21 protein-coding genes and 2 tRNA genes are annotated in these 21,819 nt (G+C 65.8%); 5 read left to right on the top strand and 18 right to left on the bottom strand.

Translation table 11 applies throughout. The features are described 5' to 3' along the window. The first annotated feature begins 10 nt into the window (after nucleotides 1–10). Nucleotides 11–550, top strand: coding sequence for an inorganic diphosphatase (gene ppa / locus UNPF46_RS17170; RefSeq protein WP_100175344.1), 540 nt, complete (start codon nucleotides 11–13; stop codon nucleotides 548–550). 177 nt (nucleotides 551–727) lie between these two features. Here the strand turns inward: ppa and folD are convergent, their stop codons facing one another. Genes folD through UNPF46_RS17155 form a run of 3 tightly spaced genes read right to left on the bottom strand, consistent with a single transcriptional unit; the run spans nucleotide 728 to nucleotide 2,283 of the window. Further along, a complete protein-coding gene (folD, locus tag UNPF46_RS17165) occupies nucleotides 728–1,612 on the bottom strand; it encodes a bifunctional methylenetetrahydrofolate dehydrogenase/methenyltetrahydrofolate cyclohydrolase FolD (protein ID WP_100175343.1) in 885 nt (294 codons plus the stop codon). Between the two features lie 9 nt (nucleotides 1,613–1,621). After that, nucleotides 1,622–1,978 (bottom strand): DUF167 domain-containing protein, encoded by a 357-nt coding sequence (locus tag UNPF46_RS17160; protein WP_100175342.1) that lies wholly within the window; start codon nucleotides 1,976–1,978, stop codon nucleotides 1,622–1,624. Between the two features lie 14 nt (nucleotides 1,979–1,992). Next, complete coding sequence (locus UNPF46_RS17155; RefSeq protein WP_097660567.1) at nucleotides 1,993–2,283, bottom strand: YggT family protein; 291 nt, start codon at nucleotides 2,281–2,283, stop codon at nucleotides 1,993–1,995. A 203-nt stretch (nucleotides 2,284–2,486) separates the two neighbouring features. Between UNPF46_RS17155 and UNPF46_RS17150 the strand changes: the two genes are divergently transcribed. Continuing rightward, a tRNA-Ala gene (locus UNPF46_RS17150) sits at nucleotides 2,487–2,562 on the top strand. Nucleotides 2,563–2,670: 108 nt separating this feature from the next. Here UNPF46_RS17150 and UNPF46_RS17145 read toward each other — a convergent pair. The 7 genes from UNPF46_RS17145 to UNPF46_RS17115 all read right to left on the bottom strand — a co-directional run bounded on the left by UNPF46_RS17145 (nucleotide 2,671) and on the right by UNPF46_RS17115 (nucleotide 10,401). Further along, nucleotides 2,671–3,483 carry an enoyl-CoA hydratase gene (locus tag UNPF46_RS17145; RefSeq protein ID WP_142250777.1) on the bottom strand — a complete coding sequence of 271 codons (813 nt, stop codon included), beginning with the start codon at nucleotides 3,481–3,483 and terminating at the stop codon, nucleotides 2,671–2,673. Between the two features lie 97 nt (nucleotides 3,484–3,580). Continuing rightward, nucleotides 3,581–4,375 carry a glutamine amidotransferase gene (locus tag UNPF46_RS17140; protein WP_100175341.1) on the bottom strand — a complete coding sequence of 265 codons (795 nt, stop codon included), beginning with the start codon at nucleotides 4,373–4,375 and terminating at the stop codon, nucleotides 3,581–3,583. Between the two features lie 124 nt (nucleotides 4,376–4,499). Further along, nucleotides 4,500–5,279 carry an SDR family NAD(P)-dependent oxidoreductase gene (locus tag UNPF46_RS17135; protein WP_142250776.1) on the bottom strand — a complete coding sequence of 260 codons (780 nt, stop codon included), beginning with the start codon at nucleotides 5,277–5,279 and terminating at the stop codon, nucleotides 4,500–4,502. 227 nt (nucleotides 5,280–5,506) lie between these two features. Then, on the bottom strand, nucleotides 5,507–5,995 hold the full coding sequence (locus UNPF46_RS17130; RefSeq protein ID WP_142250775.1) for a tellurite resistance TerB family protein: 489 nt from the start codon (nucleotides 5,993–5,995) through the stop codon (nucleotides 5,507–5,509). A 165-nt stretch (nucleotides 5,996–6,160) separates the two neighbouring features. Further along, nucleotides 6,161–7,570 carry an adenylate/guanylate cyclase domain-containing protein gene (locus UNPF46_RS17125; protein WP_100175339.1) on the bottom strand — a complete coding sequence of 470 codons (1,410 nt, stop codon included), beginning with the start codon at nucleotides 7,568–7,570 and terminating at the stop codon, nucleotides 6,161–6,163. 51 nt (nucleotides 7,571–7,621) lie between these two features. After that, a complete protein-coding gene (locus UNPF46_RS17120) occupies nucleotides 7,622–8,992 on the bottom strand; it encodes a cytochrome P450 (protein WP_142250774.1) in 1,371 nt (456 codons plus the stop codon). Between the two features lie 35 nt (nucleotides 8,993–9,027). Next, nucleotides 9,028–10,401, bottom strand: coding sequence for a hydrolase (locus tag UNPF46_RS17115; protein ID WP_142250773.1), 1,374 nt, complete (start codon nucleotides 10,399–10,401; stop codon nucleotides 9,028–9,030). Nucleotides 10,402–10,537: 136 nt separating this feature from the next. Here UNPF46_RS17115 and UNPF46_RS17110 point away from each other — a divergent pair, with 136 nt between their 5' ends. Beyond that, entirely contained in the window at nucleotides 10,538–12,226 is a 1,689-nt protein-coding gene (locus UNPF46_RS17110; protein ID WP_100180970.1) for an MFS transporter, read from the top strand. A 59-nt stretch (nucleotides 12,227–12,285) separates the two neighbouring features. On the opposite strand, the gene UNPF46_RS17105 is transcribed toward UNPF46_RS17110, so the two are convergent. Together UNPF46_RS17105 and UNPF46_RS17100 are read right to left on the bottom strand one after the other, a co-directional pair. Beyond that, nucleotides 12,286–12,501 carry a hypothetical protein gene (locus UNPF46_RS17105; protein ID WP_100175336.1) on the bottom strand — a complete coding sequence of 72 codons (216 nt, stop codon included), beginning with the start codon at nucleotides 12,499–12,501 and terminating at the stop codon, nucleotides 12,286–12,288. A 165-nt stretch (nucleotides 12,502–12,666) separates the two neighbouring features. Further along, on the bottom strand, nucleotides 12,667–12,990 hold the full coding sequence (locus tag UNPF46_RS17100) for a hypothetical protein (protein WP_142250772.1): 324 nt from the start codon (nucleotides 12,988–12,990) through the stop codon (nucleotides 12,667–12,669). A 253-nt stretch (nucleotides 12,991–13,243) separates the two neighbouring features. On the opposite strand from UNPF46_RS17100, the gene UNPF46_RS17095 reads away from it, so the two are divergent. After that, a complete protein-coding gene (locus tag UNPF46_RS17095; protein ID WP_142250771.1) occupies nucleotides 13,244–14,305 on the top strand; it encodes a polysaccharide deacetylase family protein in 1,062 nt (353 codons plus the stop codon). A 73-nt stretch (nucleotides 14,306–14,378) separates the two neighbouring features. On the opposite strand, the gene UNPF46_RS17090 is transcribed toward UNPF46_RS17095, so the two are convergent. The 6 genes from UNPF46_RS17090 to UNPF46_RS17065 all read right to left on the bottom strand — a co-directional run bounded on the left by UNPF46_RS17090 (nucleotide 14,379) and on the right by UNPF46_RS17065 (nucleotide 20,594). Next, entirely contained in the window at nucleotides 14,379–14,771 is a 393-nt protein-coding gene (locus UNPF46_RS17090) for a hypothetical protein (RefSeq protein ID WP_142250770.1), read from the bottom strand. Between the two features lie 108 nt (nucleotides 14,772–14,879). After that, nucleotides 14,880–16,469: a F0F1 ATP synthase subunit delta gene (locus UNPF46_RS17085; RefSeq protein WP_246668678.1), complete on the bottom strand. Its 1,590-nt coding sequence runs from the start codon at nucleotides 16,467–16,469 to the stop codon at nucleotides 14,880–14,882. Nucleotides 16,470–16,653: 184 nt separating this feature from the next. After that, nucleotides 16,654–16,729: transfer RNA gene (locus UNPF46_RS17080), tRNA-Thr, on the bottom strand. 97 nt (nucleotides 16,730–16,826) lie between these two features. Then, nucleotides 16,827–18,557, bottom strand: a complete 1,731-nt coding sequence (locus UNPF46_RS17075) for a heme biosynthesis protein HemY (RefSeq protein WP_142250768.1) — start codon at nucleotides 18,555–18,557, stop codon at nucleotides 16,827–16,829. Nucleotides 18,558–18,593: 36 nt separating this feature from the next. Continuing rightward, nucleotides 18,594–19,787, bottom strand: a complete 1,194-nt coding sequence (locus UNPF46_RS17070; protein ID WP_100175330.1) for a COG4223 family protein — start codon at nucleotides 19,785–19,787, stop codon at nucleotides 18,594–18,596. A gap of 60 nt (nucleotides 19,788–19,847) precedes the next feature. Beyond that, entirely contained in the window at nucleotides 19,848–20,594 is a 747-nt protein-coding gene (locus tag UNPF46_RS17065) for a uroporphyrinogen-III synthase (protein WP_142250767.1), read from the bottom strand. A 155-nt stretch (nucleotides 20,595–20,749) separates the two neighbouring features. Here UNPF46_RS17065 and tsaD point away from each other — a divergent pair, with 155 nt between their 5' ends. Next, nucleotides 20,750–21,817, top strand: coding sequence for a tRNA (adenosine(37)-N6)-threonylcarbamoyltransferase complex transferase subunit TsaD (gene tsaD, locus UNPF46_RS17060; protein WP_181769980.1), 1,068 nt, complete (start codon nucleotides 20,750–20,752; stop codon nucleotides 21,815–21,817). Nucleotides 21,818–21,819: the final 2 nt, after the last annotated feature.

The following is a 21,819-nucleotide window of genomic DNA, read 5'->3' as shown; positions in this document are numbered from 1 at the left end:
GGAGCCTTGAATGCGTATCGATGCGATCTCGATCGGGAAGAACGTACCCCAGGAAGTCAACGTCCTCATTGAAGTCCCCGTGGGCGGCGAACCGATCAAGTACGAGATGGACAAGGAGGCCGGCACGCTGGTGGTCGACCGCTTCCTGTACACGCCGATGCGTTACCCCGGAAACTACGGCTTCATCCCGCACACTTTGTCGGATGACGGCGACCCCTGCGACGTCCTGATCGTCAACACCCGCGCCATCATTCCCGGCGCCGTCATGAGCGTGCGCCCGGTCGGCGTGCTGTTCATGGAGGACGAGGCCGGTGGCGACGAGAAGATCCTGGCAGTGCCGTCGTCAAAGCTGACGCAGCGCTACGACAAGGTGAAATCGTACTCCGACCTGCCGGACATCACGCTGCAGCAGATCCAGCACTTCTTCGAGCACTACAAGGATCTCGAGAAAGGCAAATGGGTGAAGATCCTGCGCTGGGGCGGCCCGGAGGAAGCGCACAAGCTGATCCTCGAAGGCATGGATCGCGAGAAGAAAAAGAAGAAGGGCTGACGCCTCTGCTCCCTCGCCCCGCTTGCGGGGAGAGGGTTGGGGTGAGGGGGACTCTCCACGAGAACGGTGACGGCTGACCCGCGGAGAGTCCCCCTCACCCGGATTGCTTCGGACGATGCTTCGCATCGCCGAGCGCAATCCGACCTCTCCCCGCAAGCGGGGCGAGGTGAAGAAAACCTACACCGCCGGCTTCGGCAGCCCCGCGATCGCGCAGGCCGCGCGTAGCGTGTTCACCAAGAGGCAGGCGACCGTCATCTGGCCGACGCCGCCGGGCACCGGCGTGATGGCGCCGGCCACTCCGAGCGCTTCCTGATAAGCGACATCGCCGACGAGGCGCGTCTTGCCGTCCTCCTTCGGAATTCGGTTGATCCCGATGTCGATCACGGTCGCGCCCGGCTTCAGCCAATCGCCGCGCACCATCTCAGGCTTTCCGACCGCGGCGTAGACGAGATCGGCCCGCTTCACGAGCCCGGGCAGGTCGCGCGAGCGCGAATGCGCGATCGTCACCGTGGCGTTCTCGTTCAACAGCAATTGCACCAGCGGACGACCGACCAGGTTGGAGCGGCCGATCACGATGGCGTTCATGCCTTCGAGCGAGGCGTGCACGCTCTTGGTCAGGATGATCGAACCGAGCGGCGTGCAGGGCGATAGCGCCTGAAATCCGCCTGCGAGCCGGCCGGCATTGTTCGGGTGCAACCCGTCGACGTCCTTGGCGGGGTCGATGGCGTTGATGACGGCTTCCGTGTTCAGCCCCTTCGGCAGCGGCAGCTGCACCAGGATGCCATGCACAGCCGGATCGCGGTTAAGCTTTGCGACCAGCGCCAGCAGGTCTGCCTGCGACACGTCGGCTGGCAGCTTGTGCTCGAACGAAGCCATGCCGGCGGCCTGGGTCTGGGTGTGCTTGGAGCGGACATAGACCTCGCTGGCGGGGTCGTTGCCGACCAGGACCACCGCAAGGCCCGGCACCAGATTGTGCTCGCGCTTGACGCGGGAAACCTCGTCGGCCACGCGGGCACGGAGCTCCGCGGCAATCACTTTTCCATCGATGATCTTGGCGGTCATGTCAGCTCCTCAGTCTGTCGATTTGGCCGCAACGAGCTGGCGCAGGGCGTCGCCGAGCCGCGCCGGATCGCCATCGACTGCGATCTGCTTCAGCCGCGAGGTGGCTCCGGACAGGAGCCTCACGCTGGCCTTGGGGACGCCAAGCGACTTTGCCAGCAGCACCAAAACGGCCTTGTTGGCTTCGCCTCCATCGGCGATCGCGCGCACCCGCACCTTGAGCACGCTGCGGCCATCGGCCAGTTGCTCGATCCCGTCGATGTCGTCGCGGCCACCGCGCGGCGTCACACGCAGCGCGATGCTGATTCCTGCGGCCGAATAGCGCCAAGGTTCCTTGCAAGGTTCCCTGGAGGCGTCTTTGGCGACCAAGGTGTCCGGCCCGCTCAGATCACGTTCGGATAGATGTAGTACAGGATCACCCGCTCGATGAACATGATGAGCAGGATCAGGATGATCGGCGAGATGTCGAGGCCGCCGAGACTGGGCAGGAGATTGCGAATCGGTGCCAACACCGGCTCGGTGATCCGGTACAGGAACTCAGCGACCGCCGACACGAACTGGTTGCGGGTGTTCACCACGTTGAAGGCGATCAGCCAGGACAGGATCGCGGACGCGATCAGCAGCCAGACGTAGAGGTCGAGCACGATGATGACGATGTCGAGAACGGCACGCATGGCTATTGAAGACTCTGGCTTTTGAAGACTTTGGCTGCGATCGGAATTGACGCCTTTTGCTAGATATCGGTTCCCCCCCGCCCAAACAAGGGAAGTCGGCGCCGGAATGGCTAAAACCGGGTTATAGCCGTCCTTGACTTGACCTTGGCGGGGACTTAAATGGCGCCCGGTTGTCGGCCGCGTTTACCAGAGCGGCCAGCAAAGGGGCCATAGCTCAGCTGGGAGAGCGCGTCGTTCGCAATGACGAGGTCGGCGGTTCGATCCCGCCTGGCTCCACCACGCTTCGCCCTTCGGGCTACGCGTGGCGCAGCCACGACGGAGCCCGAAAGGCGAAGCGTGGTGTCCGGCGAAGCCCGAAGGGCGAAGACGGACTGGTTGAGGCCCCCCCTACCTCCCCGTAAACCGCGGCGGCCGCTTTTCCATGAAGCTCGCCACCCCCTCGCGGAAATCGCTACTGCCCAGCGCCACCATCATCTCCCTGTTCGCCTCGATCGTGGCCTCGGCCAGGGTCTGGAACGGCACCTCGTAGAGCTGGCGCTTGATCACGGCCATCGCACTTGGCGAGACGAAATCGGCGAGATCGCGCGCATAGGCGTAGGTCTCCTCGCGCAGCTTCTCCGGCGAGCAGAGCCGGTTGACCAGGCCGATCCGCAACGCCTCCTCGCTCGTCACGCGCCGGGCCGAAAGCAGGAGATCCATCGCGTTGGCGTGGCCGACGATGCGCGGCAGCATCCAGCTGATGCCGTGCTCGGCAATCAGACCGCGTCGCGCGAAGGCTGTGGTGAACACCGTATTGTCGGCGGCAAAGCGCAAATCGCAATAGAGCGCGTGAACGAGGCCGATGCCTGCGGTCGCGCCGTTGAGCATGGCGATGACCGGCTTCCTGATCGAGGGATAATAGCCATAGCGCGTCTGCCAGTCCGGCCGCCGGTTCATGTCGAACGGCGGCAGATTCGTCGCGCGCCTGACGTCGTCGGGGTCGAGCCCCTTCAACGCATCCATGTCGGCACCGGCGCAGAAGGCACGACCAGCGCCGGTGAGCACGATGACGCGGACATTGTCATCGGCGCTCGATGCTTCCATGGCATGGCGAACGTCGCGCTCCATGATCGGCGTCCACGCATTCATGCGATCGGGCCGGTTGAGCGTGATGGTCGCGACCTTGTCGCTCACCTCGTAGAGGATGTGTTCGTGGGCCATGGCTCTCTCCCTGTGTGCCGGCACGCGTTCGCGCGCGCTCGTTAGCAATGAGCCTAGCATATCCAATGGTAAGGCAGGGACTTGCGCGAAGACGCGATCACTCGGCCGCTTGCGCCAGCACCGGCCGGCGCGCGAGCCAGCCGTCGATGAAATGATCGAGCCAGGCGCGCTCTGCGGCATCGTACACGGCACGATCCGCGAAGTGATGGTGCCGTTGCCGCGCTCCGGGCGCGTTGAAGCCGTCATAGCCGCGCGTGGTCCAGCGATGCATCATCGCGTAGGTCACGTCGGGGTGAAACTGCACGCCGAAAGCGTTGCCGGCGCGGAACGCCTGCACCGGAAAATCATCGCCTTCTGCCAGCAGCTCCGCGCCGACAGGCAGTTCGAATCCCTCGCGGTGCCAATGATAGACCTGCGCCGGCCAGGCCGGGCAGAGCGCGCGCCCGGCAGCGGTCGGGCGGATCGGGTAGTAGCCGATCTGGGTCAGCGCCTCCGCATGCGGCGCGACGCGCGCACCGAGCTGCATGGCGAGCATTTGTGCCCCAAGGCAGATGCCGAGGAACGGCCGCTGCTCGCGCAGCGGAATTTCGAGCCAGTCGATCTCGCGGCGGATGTAGTCGTCGGGATCGTTGGCGCTCATCGGGCCGCCGAAGACCACGGCGCCGGCATGAGCGTCGAGCGTCTCGGGCAGCGGATCGCCGAAGCGGGGACGGCGGATGTCGAGGGGATGACCGAGGGCACGCAGCGCGTTGCCGACGCGGCCGGGGGTTGAAGATTCCTGATGCAGGACGATCAAGACCGGCAACCGGCTTTCGGAGGCGGCAGTGCTCGGCACCCTCTTTCGGAAGGGCACCAATTCTGCGCCACCAAACCTGTCCGTCCGGAACGACATGGCCTCTGCGAGTGCTATCGGTTCAGACCGCCAGCTTAGCTAAGCGATGGTTAACATCGTGTGAGTTCGCGCACACAACGATAGTGAAGCAAGCTCCGGGCCACTACGGCGGCTGGGGACTTTTCTAATTCCGGCGCCTCTGGAACCGGCTGGTGGCAGCCAGGATGAAGCCGCGCGGGAAAAAGCGCAGCGCAAACGGCACAATCTTGATGCCGAGACCGGGCAGCACCGCCCGTTTGTTGGCCATCAGGCCACGATAAGCCTCTTGCGCGACATCGGCGGCCGAAACGTTGAGAAGGGCCGTATTGTGCTGCGACCCGACGCCGGCGCGCGCCTGGAATTCGGTGGGCACAGGGCCCGGGCAAAGCACGGTGACGCGAACGCCGCGCGGCGCGAGCTCCGCCCGTAGCGCTTCGGTGAAGGAAATCACGTAGGCTTTGGAGGCATAATAAACGGCCATGCCGGGGCCGGGCAGGAAGCCTGCAACGGAGCCGACGTTGAGAAGACCGCCCTTGTTCCTGATCAGCTGATCGGCAAAGCGCAGCGACAGATCCGTCAGAGCCCGCACGTTGACCTCGACGATCCCGATCTGCTCGTCGCGGTCGCGCTCGATGGCATCACCGAACACGCCGAAGCCGGCATTGTTGACGAGGTGATCGAGCTCGACGCCTTCGGCCGCGAGCGCTGCTGCGATGGTCTCGCCGGCGGCGGGATCCTCGAGATCGCAGGCGATCACGATCGGCTTCTTGCCGCCCCTGGCAGCGAGCTCGTTCGCAAGCGCCTCCAATCGATCCGCGCGCCGCGCCGTCAATGCGAGACGATGTCCATTGGCGGCGAACACGCGTGCCAGCTCCACACCTATGCCCGCCGAAGCACCGGTGATCAACGTTACCCGCTCAGTCACGATCGAAGTTCTCTTGAATTGAAGTCTTTGGCCCCGGCAATGGCCGAACGAGAGCATAAGCCGTGCGCGACAGGCAAGCGGCGCTGGCGGCATGGCCGCTTGAGCGGGCGACAGGGGGAGCAGGAAAGACCGGTATTTGCAGGCGAATCCGCAAAACCGGGAGGAGGGTGCGGCCTACATTAAAATTTCGTCATGTAACTTGTCGTCAGGCCGCCGGCCGGGACAAGTCAGCCGCCGACGGCACCATCCTTCACCTGGCCACCGACGCGCTCGGCCACAGCGTGCTTCAGGTCGATCCGGTCGCGCTGGGAAATCCCGAGCAGGTCGGAGGCACGCCAGACGACGTTGTCCTCGAATTCGGTCACCTGGCCGTCGGCATAGACCAGCTCCCACATCATCCGGACGATGCGCTTGCGGCCCTCTTCGTCGAGCGAGCGCATGATGACGCTGGTGAAGTGATAGAGATCCACCGCCTCGCCCTCGACCTGGGTGGCGTCCGCGATCAGGCGATCCGCGGTGCCGTGATCGAGCCCGAAATGGCTCTCGATCAGGCTGTGCAGCTTGCGCTGCTCGGCCGCCGTCGGCTGGCCGTCCAGCGAGACCACGTGGACCAGCAGCGCCGTCGCCGCCAATCGGTAATCGCTGTCGCCGAACGAACGATTCTGGTCGTTGGGGGCGACGATGTCGGCGATGAATTGGCGCAGGCCGTCGAGCATGAGATCCTACCGAAATCGATGCAGCCGCGAGGGAGGAGGGCGGCTGTTACCAGCATTATATGAGCAGGATACTCAACCGGCGCAACGTGCGGCAGTTCCGCCCGCCGGATTACGTTTCGGCAATCTGGCCGCTGCGCATTGGGCGGGGACGACAACGGAAATTCTTCACGGAATCTCGTAAACCACCATCTTGTCGGCGATGCCGCGCAGCGCGGCCTGCTTCTGGATCGGCTTGATCTCGCGCTGCTGGAGTATTGCCGCGACCGCCGGCGCATCGAGCACCGGGCCGGTGATGTGGATCTCCTGCGCGGTCGACAGGCTCTGCACCCGGGCGGCGATGTTGACCGTCTGGCCGAAATAATCCTGCCGCTCGTTGAGCATCACCGCAAGACACGGTCCTTCATGGATGCCGATCTTGACGATCAGATCGTCGGTGCCGCGCTGCTTGTTGAGCGCGTCCATGGCCGCGCGCATCCGCAAGCCGGCGACGATAGCGTGCTCGGGACGGACGAAGGTCGCCATCACGGCATCGCCGATGGTCTTCACCACTGCGCCCTTCTCCGACGAGATGATCTCGAGCAGCGCATGGAAATGCGCGCGCACGAGATCGAAGGCGGCAAGATCGCCGACGCGCTCGTAGAGCGCGGTCGAGCCCTTCAGGTCGGTGAACAGGAAGGTCAGCGAGGTGATCTGGAGCCGTTGGTCGAGACTGAGATTGTCCGCCTTGAACACGTCGCGAAAGGTCTGGTTGGACAGCATCCGCTTGGCGGTGAGGAACGGCTTGCGCTTGCCGATGAGATGGTGGAGCGCCTCGGCCGCGATGAACACCGACGGCAGCACGCGCACGCCCGCCTGGTTCTCCAGCGACAGCCGTAGCGGGCCGGGCCGCATGGTCGTGGTCCCCGTCGGGGCCTGCACCTTGTTGTACATGATGGCGAGCTGCTGGCGGTCCTTGGTCGGCTCGCCCTGGACGTCGATGAAATGGGCGGCGTGCGTCACCGGTTCGAAGATGATGACGAAGTCACCAGGCAGTTGCAGCGACATCGTCGCCTTCTCGCCAGCCGGCAGCTCCATCGTATCCAGCGTCACCTCGTTCGCCAGTGTCGCGAATGATTCCTTGTTGAAGTCGACGCCGGAGCTCCAGAATACCTGCTTGAAATATTCCCACACCGGAAGCGTATCAGGATCGTGCGCCGCGATGCGCCGGACCCTCGGATTCACGGTGAAGGACACCTCGACCTGATCGTCGACGGAGGCCTTGTAGCCGCAGGCGCAGAGCGCGCAATGATAATCGTCCGGCTTGAGCGCCTTCAACGTCGTGTGCGCGCCCAGCACGCCGCCGCAGCCCGGACACAGCACGTTCCAGCCGAGATCGAACAGCCCGAGCCGCGCCGCGTGCAGAAAGGCCGAGATCGCGTGCTCTTCGTCGACGGCATGTTGCGTGGCGAAGTCGAGGACGTTGACGCGGTTGAGCTCGTGATCCTCGCCATCCTCGATCAGACGCGCAATCGCATCGACCACCTTCGCGTCGGCGGTCTGCTTGAGAACGGAAAACTGGGCCTGGATGTCGCTCATGGCGCAACTCTATCTAGGGTGCATCACGCCGTCGGCCAGACGAAGGGCCTGTCACCGACGTGTGATGCGGAACATGGGTGAGTGATCCGGCTGGGTCGTGACGACGCCGAGCGGGATCACGGGATCGGTCGTATCGGCAAGCTCGACGCGGAACGCGCCGATCAGCCGGGCCAGCGCCAGCACGGATTCGGCCTGCGCGAACGGCGCGCCGATGCAGACGCGCGGACCTGCGCCGAACGGCAGATAAGCGAAGCGATCGGGCGTTTCCTTCGACATGAAGCGCTTTGGAATGAACGCGTTCGGCTGGTCCCACAGCTTCTCGTGCCGGTGCAGCAGCCACGGTGCGATCATGATGATGTCGCCCTTGCCGATCTCGATTCCGGCCGCATTGTCCTTCTCGCGCGCGGCCCGCGCGACCAGGAATGCCGGCGGATAGAGCCGCATGGTCTCCTCGATCACCGCGCGGGTGAATTTCTGCCGGTCGATGTCGGCGATGCTGTCGAGATGCTCGCCGCGCGTCTCGGAGGCGACTTCCTCCTGCGTCTCCGGATCGAGCGCGAGCAGATAGAGCGCCCAGAACAGCGCCGTCGCCGTGGTCTCGTGACCCGCGAGGATCATGGTCGCGACTTCGTCGACGAGCTGTTCGTCGGAAAAGCCCTTGCCGGTTTCGGGGTCGCGCGCCGCATCCATGAGATCGAACAGGTCACGCGGCGGCGCACCGTCCTTCTTGCCGGCTTTGCGCCGCTCGGCGATCAGCATCGCGACGAATTCGGTCCAGCGCTTGCGGAAACGGGCGCGGGCAAAATCCATCGGGCTTGGCCACGACACCGGCAGCAGCATGTCGAGGAAATACGGCCGTCCGAGCCGGGCGGCATATTCCATGATGAAGTTGCGCAAGGTCGCGCCGTGCTGGTCCATGCCGAACGAGAACATCGTGCGTCCCGCGATCTCCAGCGTCATGCGCTGCATGACCTCGCGCAGGTCGATGTCTTCCCCCGAGCGCGCCTCCAGCTTCGCGATGGTCTCGTCGAGCACCGCCGTCATGTGCGGAACGAGATTGGCGGTGGCGCGCGGCGTGAAGGCCGGCGCAAGGGTGCGGCGCTGAAACGTCCAGGAGTGACCTTCCGCGATCAGAAGGCCATCGCCCAGCACGGGACGCAACATGCGGATCCCCGCCGGCGTGCGCGTATAGTTCTCGTAATTGGTCAGCAGGACGTGCCTGATCGCGTCCGGCTGGTTCAGGATGAAGCTGTTGCTGAGGAAGAAGCCGCCCTTGATGACGTCTTCCTCATAGGCGCGCTGCCCCCAGGTCGCGATCATGTTGTGCCGGATCACGGCAAGCCGGCCGAAGAACGACATGTCGTCGGGCGCACGCGGGGGAGCGGGAGGGATGATGGGCCGACGCACGCTGGCGATGTTCATGGCTCTCTCCCGAGAGGTGTGACGCAGGTCAATAGCTAGTAAGTCAGCTCGGCAATCGCAATCCTGTTCTGCTCGGCGGGCCATAGGCGCGCCCCAACCCGTTCTTCGTTGAACTGAGCGACGATACTCCCAAACGAGTCAATGCTATAGCGACGCACGGTTGTCACCGAATCAGTAGGCACGCCCGGCTTGACGTCCTTGGGCTCCTCGCCGCCGAACAGCACCACGTCGCGAGGTAGACCTAAGTACCCTCGGGGACGCGACATGATCGCAACGGCGTGGGCCTTGGCATCAGCTGGCCCGAGCGGCCGCGCGGGCCGCAAATGCACTAGGTCGGAGGAGCGGGGGAAGGGTGAGCGATAAATGTGCGTTATCGGTGCATCCGGCGCTGTCAGGACGAATTCGAGCGTCCAGGTCGGATCGACCTGCACAGGACCCCAGCGGCCGTCCGCTCCGGTCTGCGACTTGTGCAACCCGTCGCCTTTACGAAAGCCGTCCTCACTCGTGCGGAAAATCTCGACGGTCGCACCTGCCACGGGACGATTGGTCGGAACGCCGCCCGGTGTTCCCGTTACCAGCCCGCTCAAGGTCACCTTGGCCTCGGGTTTGATAGAGATCCGGTCGGGCTCGCGACCCGCGATGAATTTGTAGATCTCCCGGAAGGCACGCGGATGGAACGCCACCTCGCGATGGTCGAGCGCGCCGAGCACGAGATTGGTGGCGCCCTTCAGCTCCGGCCCTTCATTGGTGACGCCGGTCGGCGTGCCGGGCTTGCCGATGAAGCGACCGTCGGCCTGCGCGTATTTGTCCATGCCGTCGCTGCGCAAGGTGAGGAAGGCAACACCGGGCGTCACCTCGCTCTCGCCTTCGTTCAGGCCGCGCAGGAACGTGCCGCGGCCGTTGAACTCGTTGTTCGGCTGATCGTCGGTCGCGAACACGCCGTGATTGGGCGTGCCGCACAAGACGGCGTGGCTGACATCGCCGGCGCCACCGCTCTTGATGACATTGCGGATCGCATAGCCGCCGCGCGAGCTGCCGACCAGCGCCACGCGGGACGCGCCGGTCCGGCGCTTCAGCTCGGCGATGGCGGCAGCGAGCTCGCGGCGCTGGTCCTCGGTCGAGGAACGGTTCGCCTGCTCGACCTTGTCGTCGGTGCGTGCATTGGGGTCGGTGAAGTTGATCGCCATCATGCGATCGTGCGCGATGCCGTTGGATTCCATCCGCCACAGCGTCGTCATCCAGAGCGCGTCGTAGTCGCCATTGCCGTGGACGAACAGGATCGGCGGCGGCGGGTCCGAAGGCAATGCAGCCGCCGGCGCTGATTGAGCCCATGCGCCCGTCCGCAAGCTCGCAATTGCGAAAGGCAAGCTGCCCGCCCCCTGCAGGATCGTCCGTCGCGACAGCTTCATCTGTTCCTCCCCGGCAAACCGCCTCTTTGCACCGCTTATAGCGGCCTAACCACTGGACAGCGAAGGACTTTCGCAGGCATCACTGAATTTGCCGGAATCGCCAGCACCACTTCTGCCAGCCCATATGGAAGGGGATATGACCGAGCCGCCGAACCGTCAGAAAATGGCCGCCGACGGCATCACCGCGCCGCTGCGCTACACCGTGTTCCGGCGTATCTGGCTCGCCAGCCTGCTCTCCAATCTCGGCCTCCTGATCCAGGGCGTGGGCGCGGCCTGGGCGATGACGCAGATGGCGGCATCGGCCGATAAGGTCGCGCTGGTGCAGACCGCCCTGATGCTTCCGATCATGCTGATCTCGATGCCGGCCGGCGCCATTGCCGACATGTATGACCGCCGCATCGTCACGCTGGTCTCGCTGATGATCGCCCTCACCGGCGCGACGGCGCTGACGGTGCTGGCCGGGTTTAATCTCATCACCCCGGAAACGCTGCTCGCCTTCTGCTTCGTGGTGGGCAGTGGCAACGCCCTGTTCGGCCCGGCGTGGCAGTCCTCTGTCAGCGAGCAGGTACCGCCCGATGCGCTGCCTTCGGCGGTCGCGCTGAACGGCATCAGCTACAACATCGCGCGCAGCTTCGGCCCCGCGGTCGGCGGCGTCATCGTCGCCGCGCTCGGCGCGGTGGCCGCCTTTGCCTGCAACGCGCTTCTCTATCTGCCGCTTCTCGTGGTGCTGCTGCTCTGGCGCCGCTCGGTCGAGCCCTCGCGGCTGCCGCGGGAAAAGCTCAACCGCGCCATGGTCTCGGGCTTCCGCTACATCACCAATTCGCCGCCGATCAAGATCGTGCTGTTGCGCACGCTGGTGATGGGCCTGATCGGCGGCGCCATCATGGCGCTGATGCCACTGGTCGCGCGCGATCTGCTGCACGGCGGCGCGCAGACCTATGGCATCATGCTGGGCGCCTTCGGTATGGGCGCTGTCGTCGGCGCACTCAATATCCATGAACTGCGCAAGCGCATGAGCGGCGAGGCCGCGATCCGCGCCTGCACCATCTCGATGGCGTTCGCGATGGCCGCGCTTGCGCTGAGCACGGAGCCGGTGCTGACGGCAACGGCGCTGGTGCTGGCCGGCGCGGTCTGGATGGCCGCCATCGCGCTGTTCAACATCGGCGTGCAGCTGTCGGCGCCGCGCTGGGTGGCGGGCCGCTCGCTCGCGGCGTTCCAGGCCTCGATTTCCGGCGGCATCGCGATCGGCGCCTGGGGCTGGGGCCATCTCACCGACTTTGCCGGCGTCGAGATCGCGCTGCTGACGGCCGCCGGCCTGATGCTGATCTCGCCGCTGCTCGGGATCTGGCTGACGATGCCGCGCGTCGGTGCCCGCAACGAGGATGCCGACGTGCTGGCCGATCCCGAGGTGAAGCTGTCCCTGACGGGCCGCAGCGGCCCGCTGGTGGTCGAGATCGAATATCGCGTGGCGCAGGACAACGCGCGCGCGTTCCACAATGTCATGCAGGACGTGCAGCTCTCCCGGCAGCGCAACGGCGCCTATGGCTGGTCGATCGCCCGCGACATCGCCGATCCGGAATTGTGGACCGAACGCTATCACTGCCCGACCTGGTTCGATTACCTGCGCCAGCGCAACCGCTCGACCCAGTCCGAACGCGCGCTGCATCAACAGGCGATCGATTTCCACATCGGCCCGGACCCGGTGCGGATCCGCCGCATGCTGGAGCGGCCGTTCGGCTCGGTGCGCTGGAAGGACGAGACGCCGGACAGCGCAAGCGCGGAGGTGTTGCCGGTGGTCGCGACGGCGGCGGGAAGCAGCACGTAGGACTCTCTTCGTTCCGGGCTCGCGCCTTACGGCACGCCCCGGAATGACGAGGGTGTGCTTTATTGGCCGTGCTCGGTCAGCACCTTCTCGCAGCCTTTGCTCAGCTTCGGGCGGTTCTGCTTCAGGCAGGCGAGCACGGCGCCGTCGCCATTGTTCATCACGGCGCGGCAGAAGCGCGTGACGTCGCGCGCGCAGGCATCATGGCCGGGCTGCTGTTGCGCTGACGCGGCGGACGCGCACAGGAGCAAGGAAACAACGAAAAGAAATCTGGTCATCGCATAATGCCTCTTACCCGGAAAGATGTGCGGGGAAGCTAGTGCGACGATCCCGCACCTGCAACGGCTTTATTGCCGAGCGGGAGGCGTGCCGCCGCGTGGCCCCGGCACAAGGCCGGGGCACATCGCGAGGGGAGCTAACCAACGCAACGATGTCGTTGCGCGTTACTGACTGTCCTGGGCGTCAGCGACCTTGCGCGAGGCGCCCTTGGCGAGGTCCTTGTCCATCACCGCGCGGCAGCCGGCGCTGAGATCCGAGCGATGCTTCATCATGCACGCCGTGATCTTCGGGATGTTGGGGATTTCCGACGAGCACAGGCGGAAGGCATCGCCGGTGCACATCTGCTGCGCCTCGGCCGAGAAGGCGAAGCTCGAGGTCGTCGAGACCAGCGAGACGATGGCGGCGAAGCCGAGGGCCAGGCTGGTGTCGCGGACCCTGGCAGAGAAGGACTTGGCGTTCAGCGACGTGGTTTTCAGCGACTTGGTCATTTGAAGCTCCCATTGGCGTCGTCGCAACGGCGCCCGTTGTTGATGGGAACTACGATGCTCCAGCAAAACAGTTTCCACTGTGATGACCATCACGTGCCGCGCCCCGACTGTGACCTTGGTCACTTTGGCGCAGCTGTCTGAAATTCCTCCACAACCGCCGTCGTGTTGGTGTCACGTTAACTGTTACTTCGCATTAATGGCTCGTCGCGCGGGAAATTCCGCAGGTTTGGTTGCGTAATTGGAAAGAGTAGCGATGCGTAATGCGTTGGGCCTGATGCTGGCCAGTGTCCTTGCGGCGGTCGTGATCGCCGCCGGCGGTTGGTTTTATTATTCCTCGCGCGCCGACCAGGGCGCTCCCAAGACAGTTGCAGCCCGTGCCGCCGACCCATTGCCGGCACCGGCGAAATTCGCCGCCAGGGATGACGTCGAGACCACCGCGACGGTCGCGGCGAAGCCGGCAGCGATTGCCCAGGCACCCGCGCCCATGCCAGCTCCCGTCATGCCGGTCCAGCCGAAGCAGGCCTGCGCCAATCCGAATGCGCTGGGCGTCTCCCGCGTGGTCGAGATCGACACCACCGGCGGCCCCGGCTTCGGCTTCGATCATTTCAAGCAATTCGACTTCCTCACCGACAAGGAGGTCGTACTGACCTTCGACGACGGCCCCTGGCCGGTGAACACGCCGAATGTGCTGAAGGCGCTCGCTGACGAATGCACCAAGGGCCTGTTCTTCTCGGTCGGCAAGCATGCGACCTATCATCCGGAAATCCTGCGCCAGGTGCTGGCCCAAGGCCATACGGTCGGCACGCACACCTGGTCGCACGTCAATCTGAACGGCAAGAAGATGACCGAACAGATGGCCAAGGACGAGGTCGAGAAGGGCGTCAGCGCGGTGAAATTCGCGCTCGGTGCCAACCCTGCGCCGTTCTTCCGCTTCCCGCAGCTTCAGCATAATCCGGCGATCGTGAGCTATTTCGGCACCCGCAACGTCGCGATGTTCTCGACCGACGTCGACTCCTTCGACTTCCGCAAGGGCGCCACGCCGGAGAAGATCATCGAGACGGTGATGACGCGGCTCGACAAGCTCGGCAAGGGCATCATCCTGATGCACGACTTCCAGAAGAACACCGGCATCGCGCTGCCGGCGCTGCTCGCGCGCCTCAAGGCCGGTGGCTACAAGGTCGTGCAGATGAAGGCCAAGACGACGCTGCAGTCGCTGCCGGAGTATGACGAAGCGCTGATGAAGGACATGAAGGTGCCGACAGCAAGCACGAATACGCGTCCGATCTCGAGCGTGGTGCAGACGGTGTCGCAGTAAACGCCATCGGTTCGATCCAGAATTCCTGCGTCATGGCCGGGCTTGTCCCGGCCATTTGCTTTTGGCGAGCCGCTTACCAATAGATGCCGTGGCGGTGCAGCTCGCTGATGATGCGGCCCTCGGTCCAGCGCTTGGACCTCGGCTTGTCCGCCCTCGCCGTCTTTTTGTTGGCGGGCCTGGTTGTCGCGACCGGCGCCGGAGTCGGCGGCGGCGTGGTCGCCGCCGGAGCGGTCGTAGTGGCCGGCGCGGAGAGCGACACTGCCGGCGGACGATCCGAATATTTCGGCGCCTCGGTGGCCGGCGCAGCTTCGCTCGCCTGCGGCGTGGAGGTGGTCGCCGAGGTCGGCGTGGTCAGTGGCGCGGGAGCCTGAGCACCCGCCGCCGACAGCGACAGGCTGCGGGAGCCGTCTGCCTGGGCAGAGGCGGAAACCAGGACCATGGCGGCAACCAGAATGATCTTGCGCATGTGAAATCTCCCCGTGTTTGCGTGCTCGGGATACTACGGACGCCGTGCTGGAGATTAAGTGATTGGCCTCACATAAGCGCGGTACATTTTCGAACCGGCATGCCGCGGTCAACACCCGCGTCGATAGACCCGCACGCTCACGTCCGGAAAGCTCATGCTGTCGAGCAGGCAGAGGCCCTTCTCCGCGTCCATGCGGGCGATCAGCTCGTCGCCAACGCGCGGCCCGACCAGCGTGTGCTGGATCGAACTCGAGAGCACCAGAATCTCCGACCGCAACAACGCATCGCCCGTTTCTTGCGCGCTCCGGTAAAACAGCTCGTCGCGGATGACGAGATTCATCTTCGCCCGCGCCGCGTAGAGCTGGATGGTCGCCGACGTCACCGGATAAGGGCTGGAGAAGCCGACATAAAGCGGGCCGGGCGTTTGCGGCTTGATCTCGCGCAGCAGGGACCAGAGCCGTTCGGTCGCGAGGCGGATGCTCTCCTGCTGCTGCGCGCTCAGCGGCGTCGCCGTGCTGATCTGACCGACGACGACATGCCTGAAGAAGAGTTGGAGAACAAATGCAAGCGCCAGCACCCGGCCCGCCGTGAGGAGGTAGCGGCGGATCTCGTTGCTCAAGCCGAGGCGGGCGAGCAGCTCTTCGATGAGCGCCGCACTGGCGCACCCATTGAGGACCATCGCGACGACGAACAGGCCATAGAACATCGCACCGAAATAGTAGGTCTTGATCGCCGCGACGGAGGGGATGGCATAGGCGATCAGCACGGACACGAGCAGGACAAGGGCATCGCGCAGCGCTGCGCTTCCGCAGATCGACGCGAGCACTAGACGCAGCAGCATCAGGCCGGTCCCGATGGCGAACCAGTAATGCAGGCCGAACCGTCCTTCTCCACCGATCGAGAAGCGTAACAATCCAACCCAGAAACCTTCGCCCGTCGTCCAGAGGTCGCGCTGGCTGACAAACACCAGGAGGATGTAGGTGACGGTCTCGACCATTGCGGGTCCGATCAGTACGGCCGCGGTCGCGATCAACGGCAGCACGAACCACACGAGCACGCTGAGTGCAGTCCGGAGCGACGGGCGCAATCCGCCGGCCTGGATACAATCGACGACCAGCCGGATCGCGAATGCGCTGCCGAGCAGAGCGAGCGCAGCCGGGAACGATGTCGGCTTGATGCTGGCGGCGAGTGCGCAGGCAACGCCGAGGCCAGCCAGCGACCAAGTGCTGCGCCGGAGCACGCCGCGGTAGACGATGGCTCCCGCAGCAAGACCGACGGCAAGCCCCGAGGGCAAATCGGGACGTGCCTCGGTGACCGTGTGCCACAGCACAGGCACGCAAGCCGCCGCGACCAGACACGATGCGATCTCGAGAACCGGCCGTCGTCGAACGAGCCAGACGATCCCGATCAGGAAGCCGAAGACGATCGCGGCATGAACGAGATAAGGACCGACATAAGTTTCGGGAAACAACCAAAAACCGGTGGCCGCCACCAGAGTCGAAAACGGCGCATGGTGATGCAGCAAGTCCGAGATGCTGCCGGCGACGCCGCGACTTCCAAAGGCATTCACCCACCTGACCGCGTCGCCGAAATAGGAGACGTCGTCATAAAGCGGAGGAACGGATAGCCGCCCGTGCAGCCGCGAGGCGTCGAGCGATCTGGAGGCGACGACGGCGGTGATGCCTGAGGCGAGAATCACGAGGCCGGCGATCCGCAGCCTTGCGCCCCAATCCGTTCTGGCCCTCGTCTCCGTACCCAGCACTTGCCCCGTCGCGCGCATTTCATCGGCAGCGCATCGTAGTGACACAAGGGCGGAGCGCAACGCGCGAGCCGGCCTCAGTGAGAAGACCGCAGGCGTGTGAGGACCGGGAAAATCGAGGCGCTGGTGCCGCAAGAGGGATTCGAACCCCCGACCCCGTCATTACGAATGACGTGCTCTACCGACTGAGCTATTGCGGCGAACCCTGCCCGGAGCCTGATGCCGACCCCGATACGCGCGCTCCTGATATCGGGCATGGCCCGAATTGGCAAGGACAAGCCGGGTTCGAAATGCGACTCACGCGCCCCAGCGCGACCAGAACCCGCGCCAGCCCCCGGCCTGGGCCTTGGGGGTGCCGATTTGTTCCGTAAATTCATCGCTCGGGCCCTCGTCATCGATCCCGGGATCGTCGGGAGCCCGAACAATCGGGATGACCGCGGGAATCGGCGCCGGCGCGGGCTTGGCGAGGTCGGCGCGGGTCCGGAACACCGGTGTTGCCGCCGGAGGCGATGATTCGGCGGGCTCGGGAGCCGGTTGGACCGGTTCGGCGGTCACAACGGCGGGCTCTTCCATGGCGCTCGGGGGCGAATTGTCCTGGGCGGCCGGGGCTGGTGCCGCCACGGGCGGTTCCGCCGGACCTTCGCTGGGAGCTACCGTCACGCGCTTCGGCGGCGGCGCCGCCAGCATGGCTTCCTCGAAGGCGGAGGATTCGATCGTGGTGCCCCTGCCCGAGGGCAGGCTCGCGACCGGCGTCTGCCACTGGAAGGCGTCGAGGCGGCCGGTGACCGGGGAAACCGGGCGCCAGCGGGCGCTGACATAACCGTCCGCCGTCCAGGCCGGATCGTGGCGGGCGCGCACCGCGCGCAGCGTCCAGGCGCGGGCACGGCCGCTATCGCCATGCTCGGCGCGCTCGATCTCGGCCATCAGCAGCGCCACGCGCTGGGTCGGATCGTTGACGTAGGGCGCCAGCACCTCGCGCGCGCGGGCGAATTCGGTGGCATCGATCGCGGCGCGCGCGATCGCGAGCTGGCCCTCGACATGGCCCGGCTTGTCGGCCGAAATCTTCGCCGCAAGCGTCTCGACGCGCTGCAGGCGCTGCCGCGCGGAATCGCCGAGCTTCACATGGGCATAGGCCTCCGCGAGATCGGGATGCGGGTTGGCGAGCCAGGCGGCCTCGACCAGCTTCATGGCACGGCGCACCTGATGCGCCTCGCTCTCGAATTTTGCGGCGAGCACCGCCGCCGGCACCAGGGTCGGCGCGAGCTTGATGGCTTCCATCACGCTCTCGCGCGCGACGTCGCGGTCCATGGTCTCCAATTCCAGCGCGCGCGCCGCGAGCAGCACGCCGCGCTGGCGGCGATAGGCCGGCTTGTCGATCAGGCCGGCGGACAGGTTCGAATCGAGAATCGCCAGCGCCCCGCTCCAGTCGCCGCGTGCGCAGCGGAAGCCGAGTACCGCATGGGAGGCCCAGGTCGAGGACGGCGACAGCTTGATCGCCTCCTCCGCGATCATCACGGCGCCGACGGCATCATCGGCGCGCTGCGCCTCGATGAACAGGCCGCGCAGGCCGAGCAGGCGCGTGTCCTCGCGTTCGGCCATGGCGCGGAAGACGCGCTGCGCCTCGTCGCGATTGCCTTCGAGCTGCGCCGATTGCGCATGCAGGAGCAGTGCGAGCGGATCATTCGGTGCATGCCGCCGCGCCGCCTCGGCGTGACGGCGGGCGAGCGCGGTGTCGCCGTGACCGATCGCGAGCAGGCCGTGGGTGATGGCGTGGCGCCCCCGCGCGTGACGCTTTTCGTGGCGGCGGCGCCGCATGCGCCCCGGCGTGCGCCAGATCGTCGTCACGATGCTCCAGACCAGCACGACGGCGGCGGCAAAGAGCCCAAGCAAGAACACGAATCGGGGAAGCGTCGTCGAGACGCGGAAACTGCCCGCAGTCAGGACGAGATCGCCCGGCTGGTCGGCAACCCAGGCCGCGCCGGCCGCCGCCAGCGCGATCAGGACGAGGAAGAAGACGATGCGAAGCATGGCGATCCCTATTACGCGCCGATTGTTGCGCGAAACTTATCGAGCAGATTTGGCGAGATCCGCCATGGCATCGTCGGCGAATTTGCGAGAGGCGGCGAGCGCAGCGTCGCGGGCCTCGGCCTTGTCGAGCCAGGCCTGCGCCGGCACGCGATCGGCCTCCGGCAGCGTCTTGAGCTCGCGCCGCGCTTCCACGAAATCGTTGCGGAGCGCCGCCGCCGTCACCCGCGCGACGATGGCGCCGCGATCGTTGCCGACGCCGTCGGTGCGCTCGATGCGAACGAGTTTCGACGCACCGGCCTGGAGGCGTTCGACGATGCCGGCATTCGCGGCGGGGGCCTCCGCTGGCGGCGACAATTTCGGCACGATGTTGAGCAGCTCGCGACTCAGCGCGACCGGGGTCGGGATGCCCGACGATGCAAACGCATCGAGGGGCTTCAGCATGTCAGGCTTGGCGGCGAGCGAACGCGCTGCGGCCAGCTGCGACTGGTAAGGGTCGCCATGACGAACGGCGACGTCGAGCAAGGCGGCCGCCACCACGAAGCGCAGCGGCTTGTCATCCATCGCCTTGTTATCGGCGATCTTCTCGCCCTGCTGCGCGAGCTCGGCCCGCTCCGTCTTGCTGGCGCGCTCGAGCTGCGCGATGCGATCGTTGAGAGCGGCAAGGCCCGGGACGGCCGCGGCAGGCGCCGACTTCGCATCGTTCAATGCGCTCGCGGTCTTGTCGAATTGCGCGCGCAGATTCGCGATGTCGCTGCGCAAGCCGGTTGCGGACTTCTCCAGCGCGTCGATCCGTGCCGCCATGGCGGGATCGGCGACGGGCTTGCCGGCCCTGGCTTCGACCGCGGTGACGCGGCCGCTCAGCGCATCGACCGTGGCGCTCGTGACCTCCGGCGCGGCGGGCGGCGCCTGCACGGCGGGCCAGCCCAGCATCCAGCCGACTGCGATCACGACCGCCGCGGCGACAGCGCCGGAGAACGGCGCGACGACCCAGGGCGAAATCGACGACGCAGGAGCCTGCGCTTCGATGCGCTCCGGCTCTGCGTCAACCTGGTCGGATTTGGCCTGCTCGGGCTCGGCGTGCTCCGGCGCAGGCGGGGCCTCGGGCTCGACCGCCGGCTCCTGCGGCTGGGTCGAAACTTCGGTGGCTTCGAGGTCGATGGTGGGCGGAGTGCGCTTGGCACGACCAGCGTCGGGCGCCAATCCTGCGTCTTCAGGCTTGTCGTCGGCCATCGTGACGGTTCCTTACACTTCCATACCGGGACTCAATTACGTCGGATTCGGCCCGACCTCTTACGCCAAACGGGTCCGCAAAGCACGCTCCAAGGTGGCAAATAAGGCATTTTCGTCCGGTGTCGCGGCAACCAGAACCTGCGACGCGCCGGCCTCGCGCAGCGCGTCCGCCACCGCCTCGGACAGGCAGCATTGCGGGATGGCCAGCGCCGAGATTTCGACGCCTTCGTCCCGCGCCGCATCCAGGAACGCGCGGGCGCTGCGCCGGGAGTAGTGCAGCACCGCCTCGACCCCGTGGGCGGCAAAGCCCTCGCAGACTTCGCGCGGCAGATGCTTGACCGGTGCCATGCGATAGGTCGTCTGCGTGATCACGGAGAAGCCCTCCGCACCAAGCTCGCCGCCGAGGTCGCGCGACAGATCCGCGCCCGCGAGATACAGCAGCGTGCTTTTCTTCTTCAGCACCTTGTCGCGTGCGCTCTGCACCACTCTGTCGCGCAAGGACGCGGCATCGCCGCCGGCAACGATCACCCGGGCGAAGCCGGCGTCGCGGGCAGCAGCGGCCGTATGCTCGCCGACCGCAAACAACGGCAGCTCCAGCAGGCCAAGATCCCGCAATTGCGGTGCGACGGCACGGATCGCGTTGGCCGACGTGACAATGACAGCGGCATAGGGGGCTTCACTTTCGTCACGGAGGGCGACCGGCTCGAACTTGAGAGCCGGCGCAAGCATCACCGTATGCCCCCGCGCGCGCAGATTTTCCGCCGTCGCCTCATTGTCGGGATGCGGCCGTGTGACAAGAATGGACATCGCTCGTGTTCCGAACCAATTGGCGGCGACGCATCACTGGGATGACTGCGCGTGACGATTGCGCAATCTGGCCCCGGAATGCTACCGGACGTACCAGAACTCCGCTTTCCGGATGAGCGCAAGGGCGCAAATTGGATAACAATTCGCCAATGCTGGTGCTGGGCATCGAAACAACCTGCGACGAGACCGCCGCGGCCGTGATCGAGCGCGCGGACGACGGCCGCGGCAAGATCCTGTCCAACATCGTGCGGTCGCAGGTCGAGGAACACGCCCGCTTCGGCGGCGTGGTGCCTGAGATTGCCGCCCGCGCCCATGTCGATCTGCTCGACGGCATCGTCGATCGCGCCATGCGCGAGGCCGGCATCGGCTTCGGCGACCTCGGCGGCGTTGCGGCCGCCGCCGGGCCGGGCCTGATCGGCGGCGTCATCGTCGGGCTCACCACCGCGAAGGCGATCGCGATGGTGCACGACACGCCGCTGGTCGCGGTCAACCATCTGGAGGCGCATGCGCTGACGCCGCGCCTCACCGACGGAATCGAGTTTCCCTATTGCCTGTTTCTCGCCTCCGGCGGCCATACCCAGATCGTCGCCGTCACCGGCGTCGGCCAGTATGTGCGGCTCGGCACCACCGTCGACGACGCGATCGGCGAGGCCTTCGACAAGGTCGCGAAGATGCTTGGCCTGCCATATCCCGGCGGACCGCAGGTCGAGCGTGCGGCGGCAAGCGGCGATGCCACGCGCTTTGCGTTTCCGCGGCCGATGCAGGGGCGTCCCGATGCCAATTTCTCGCTGTCGGGATTGAAGACGGCGGTTCGTACCGAGGCGAGCCGGCTGGCCGAGATCACGCCGCAGGACATCAGTGATCTCTGCGCGAGCTTCCAGGCCGCCGTGCTCGATTCGACCGCCGACCGGTTGAGCGTCGGCCTCAGGCTGTTCCGCGAAAGGTTCGGCGCGCCACGCGCCCTGGTCGCGGCCGGCGGCGTCGCCGCCAATCAGGCGATCCGCGGCGCCCTCGATGACGTCGCAAGGCAGGCTGGAACGCAATTGATCATGCCGCCGCCGGCGCTCTGCACCGACAATGGCGCGATGATCGCCTGGGCTGGCGCCGAGCGCCTTGCGCTCGGTATGACCGACACGATGGAGGCCCAGCCCCGCGCCCGCTGGCTGCTCGACGCCAACGCGACGGCGCCGGCAGGCTACGGCAAGACGCGGGCGGGATATTAGCA

This window comes from Bradyrhizobium sp. UNPF46, assembly GCF_006658625.1.
Classification (GTDB): domain Bacteria; phylum Pseudomonadota; class Alphaproteobacteria; order Rhizobiales; family Xanthobacteraceae; genus Bradyrhizobium; species Bradyrhizobium nitroreducens.
The sequence above is the reverse complement of the archived record's forward strand: the minus strand, read 5'-3'. Positions and strand labels throughout refer to the sequence as shown.

What these genes read in the sequence shown, in the direction of transcription:
- ppa (WP_100175344.1), top strand. Translation starts at nt 11, where the DNA reads ATGCGTATCGATGCGATCTCGATCGGGAAGAACGTACCCCAGGAAGTC.
- folD (WP_100175343.1), bottom strand. Translation starts at nt 1,612, where the DNA reads ATGACCGCCAAGATCATCGATGGAAAAGTGATTGCCGCGGAGCTCCGT.
- UNPF46_RS17155 (WP_097660567.1), bottom strand. Translation starts at nt 2,283, where the DNA reads ATGCGTGCCGTTCTCGACATCGTCATCATCGTGCTCGACCTCTACGTC.
- UNPF46_RS17145 (WP_142250777.1), bottom strand. Translation starts at nt 3,483, where the DNA reads ATGGCCCACGAACACATCCTCTACGAGGTGAGCGACAAGGTCGCGACC.
- UNPF46_RS17140 (WP_100175341.1), bottom strand. Translation starts at nt 4,375, where the DNA reads ATGTCGTTCCGGACGGACAGGTTTGGTGGCGCAGAATTGGTGCCCTTC.
- UNPF46_RS17130 (WP_142250775.1), bottom strand. Translation starts at nt 5,995, where the DNA reads ATGCTCGACGGCCTGCGCCAATTCATCGCCGACATCGTCGCCCCCAAC.
- UNPF46_RS17125 (WP_100175339.1), bottom strand. Translation starts at nt 7,570, where the DNA reads ATGAGCGACATCCAGGCCCAGTTTTCCGTTCTCAAGCAGACCGCCGAC.
- UNPF46_RS17120 (WP_142250774.1), bottom strand. Translation starts at nt 8,992, where the DNA reads ATGAACATCGCCAGCGTGCGTCGGCCCATCATCCCTCCCGCTCCCCCG.
- UNPF46_RS17115 (WP_142250773.1), bottom strand. Translation starts at nt 10,401, where the DNA reads ATGAAGCTGTCGCGACGGACGATCCTGCAGGGGGCGGGCAGCTTGCCT.
- UNPF46_RS17110 (WP_100180970.1), top strand. Translation starts at nt 10,538, where the DNA reads ATGACCGAGCCGCCGAACCGTCAGAAAATGGCCGCCGACGGCATCACC.
- UNPF46_RS17105 (WP_100175336.1), bottom strand. Translation starts at nt 12,501, where the DNA reads ATGACCAGATTTCTTTTCGTTGTTTCCTTGCTCCTGTGCGCGTCCGCC.
- UNPF46_RS17100 (WP_142250772.1), bottom strand. Translation starts at nt 12,990, where the DNA reads ATGACCAAGTCGCTGAAAACCACGTCGCTGAACGCCAAGTCCTTCTCT.
- UNPF46_RS17095 (WP_142250771.1), top strand. Translation starts at nt 13,244, where the DNA reads ATGCGTAATGCGTTGGGCCTGATGCTGGCCAGTGTCCTTGCGGCGGTC.
- UNPF46_RS17090 (WP_142250770.1), bottom strand. Translation starts at nt 14,771, where the DNA reads ATGCGCAAGATCATTCTGGTTGCCGCCATGGTCCTGGTTTCCGCCTCT.
- UNPF46_RS17075 (WP_142250768.1), bottom strand. Translation starts at nt 18,557, where the DNA reads ATGCTTCGCATCGTCTTCTTCCTCGTCCTGATCGCGCTGGCGGCGGCC.
- UNPF46_RS17070 (WP_100175330.1), bottom strand. Translation starts at nt 19,787, where the DNA reads ATGGCCGACGACAAGCCTGAAGACGCAGGATTGGCGCCCGACGCTGGT.
- UNPF46_RS17065 (WP_142250767.1), bottom strand. Translation starts at nt 20,594, where the DNA reads ATGTCCATTCTTGTCACACGGCCGCATCCCGACAATGAGGCGACGGCG.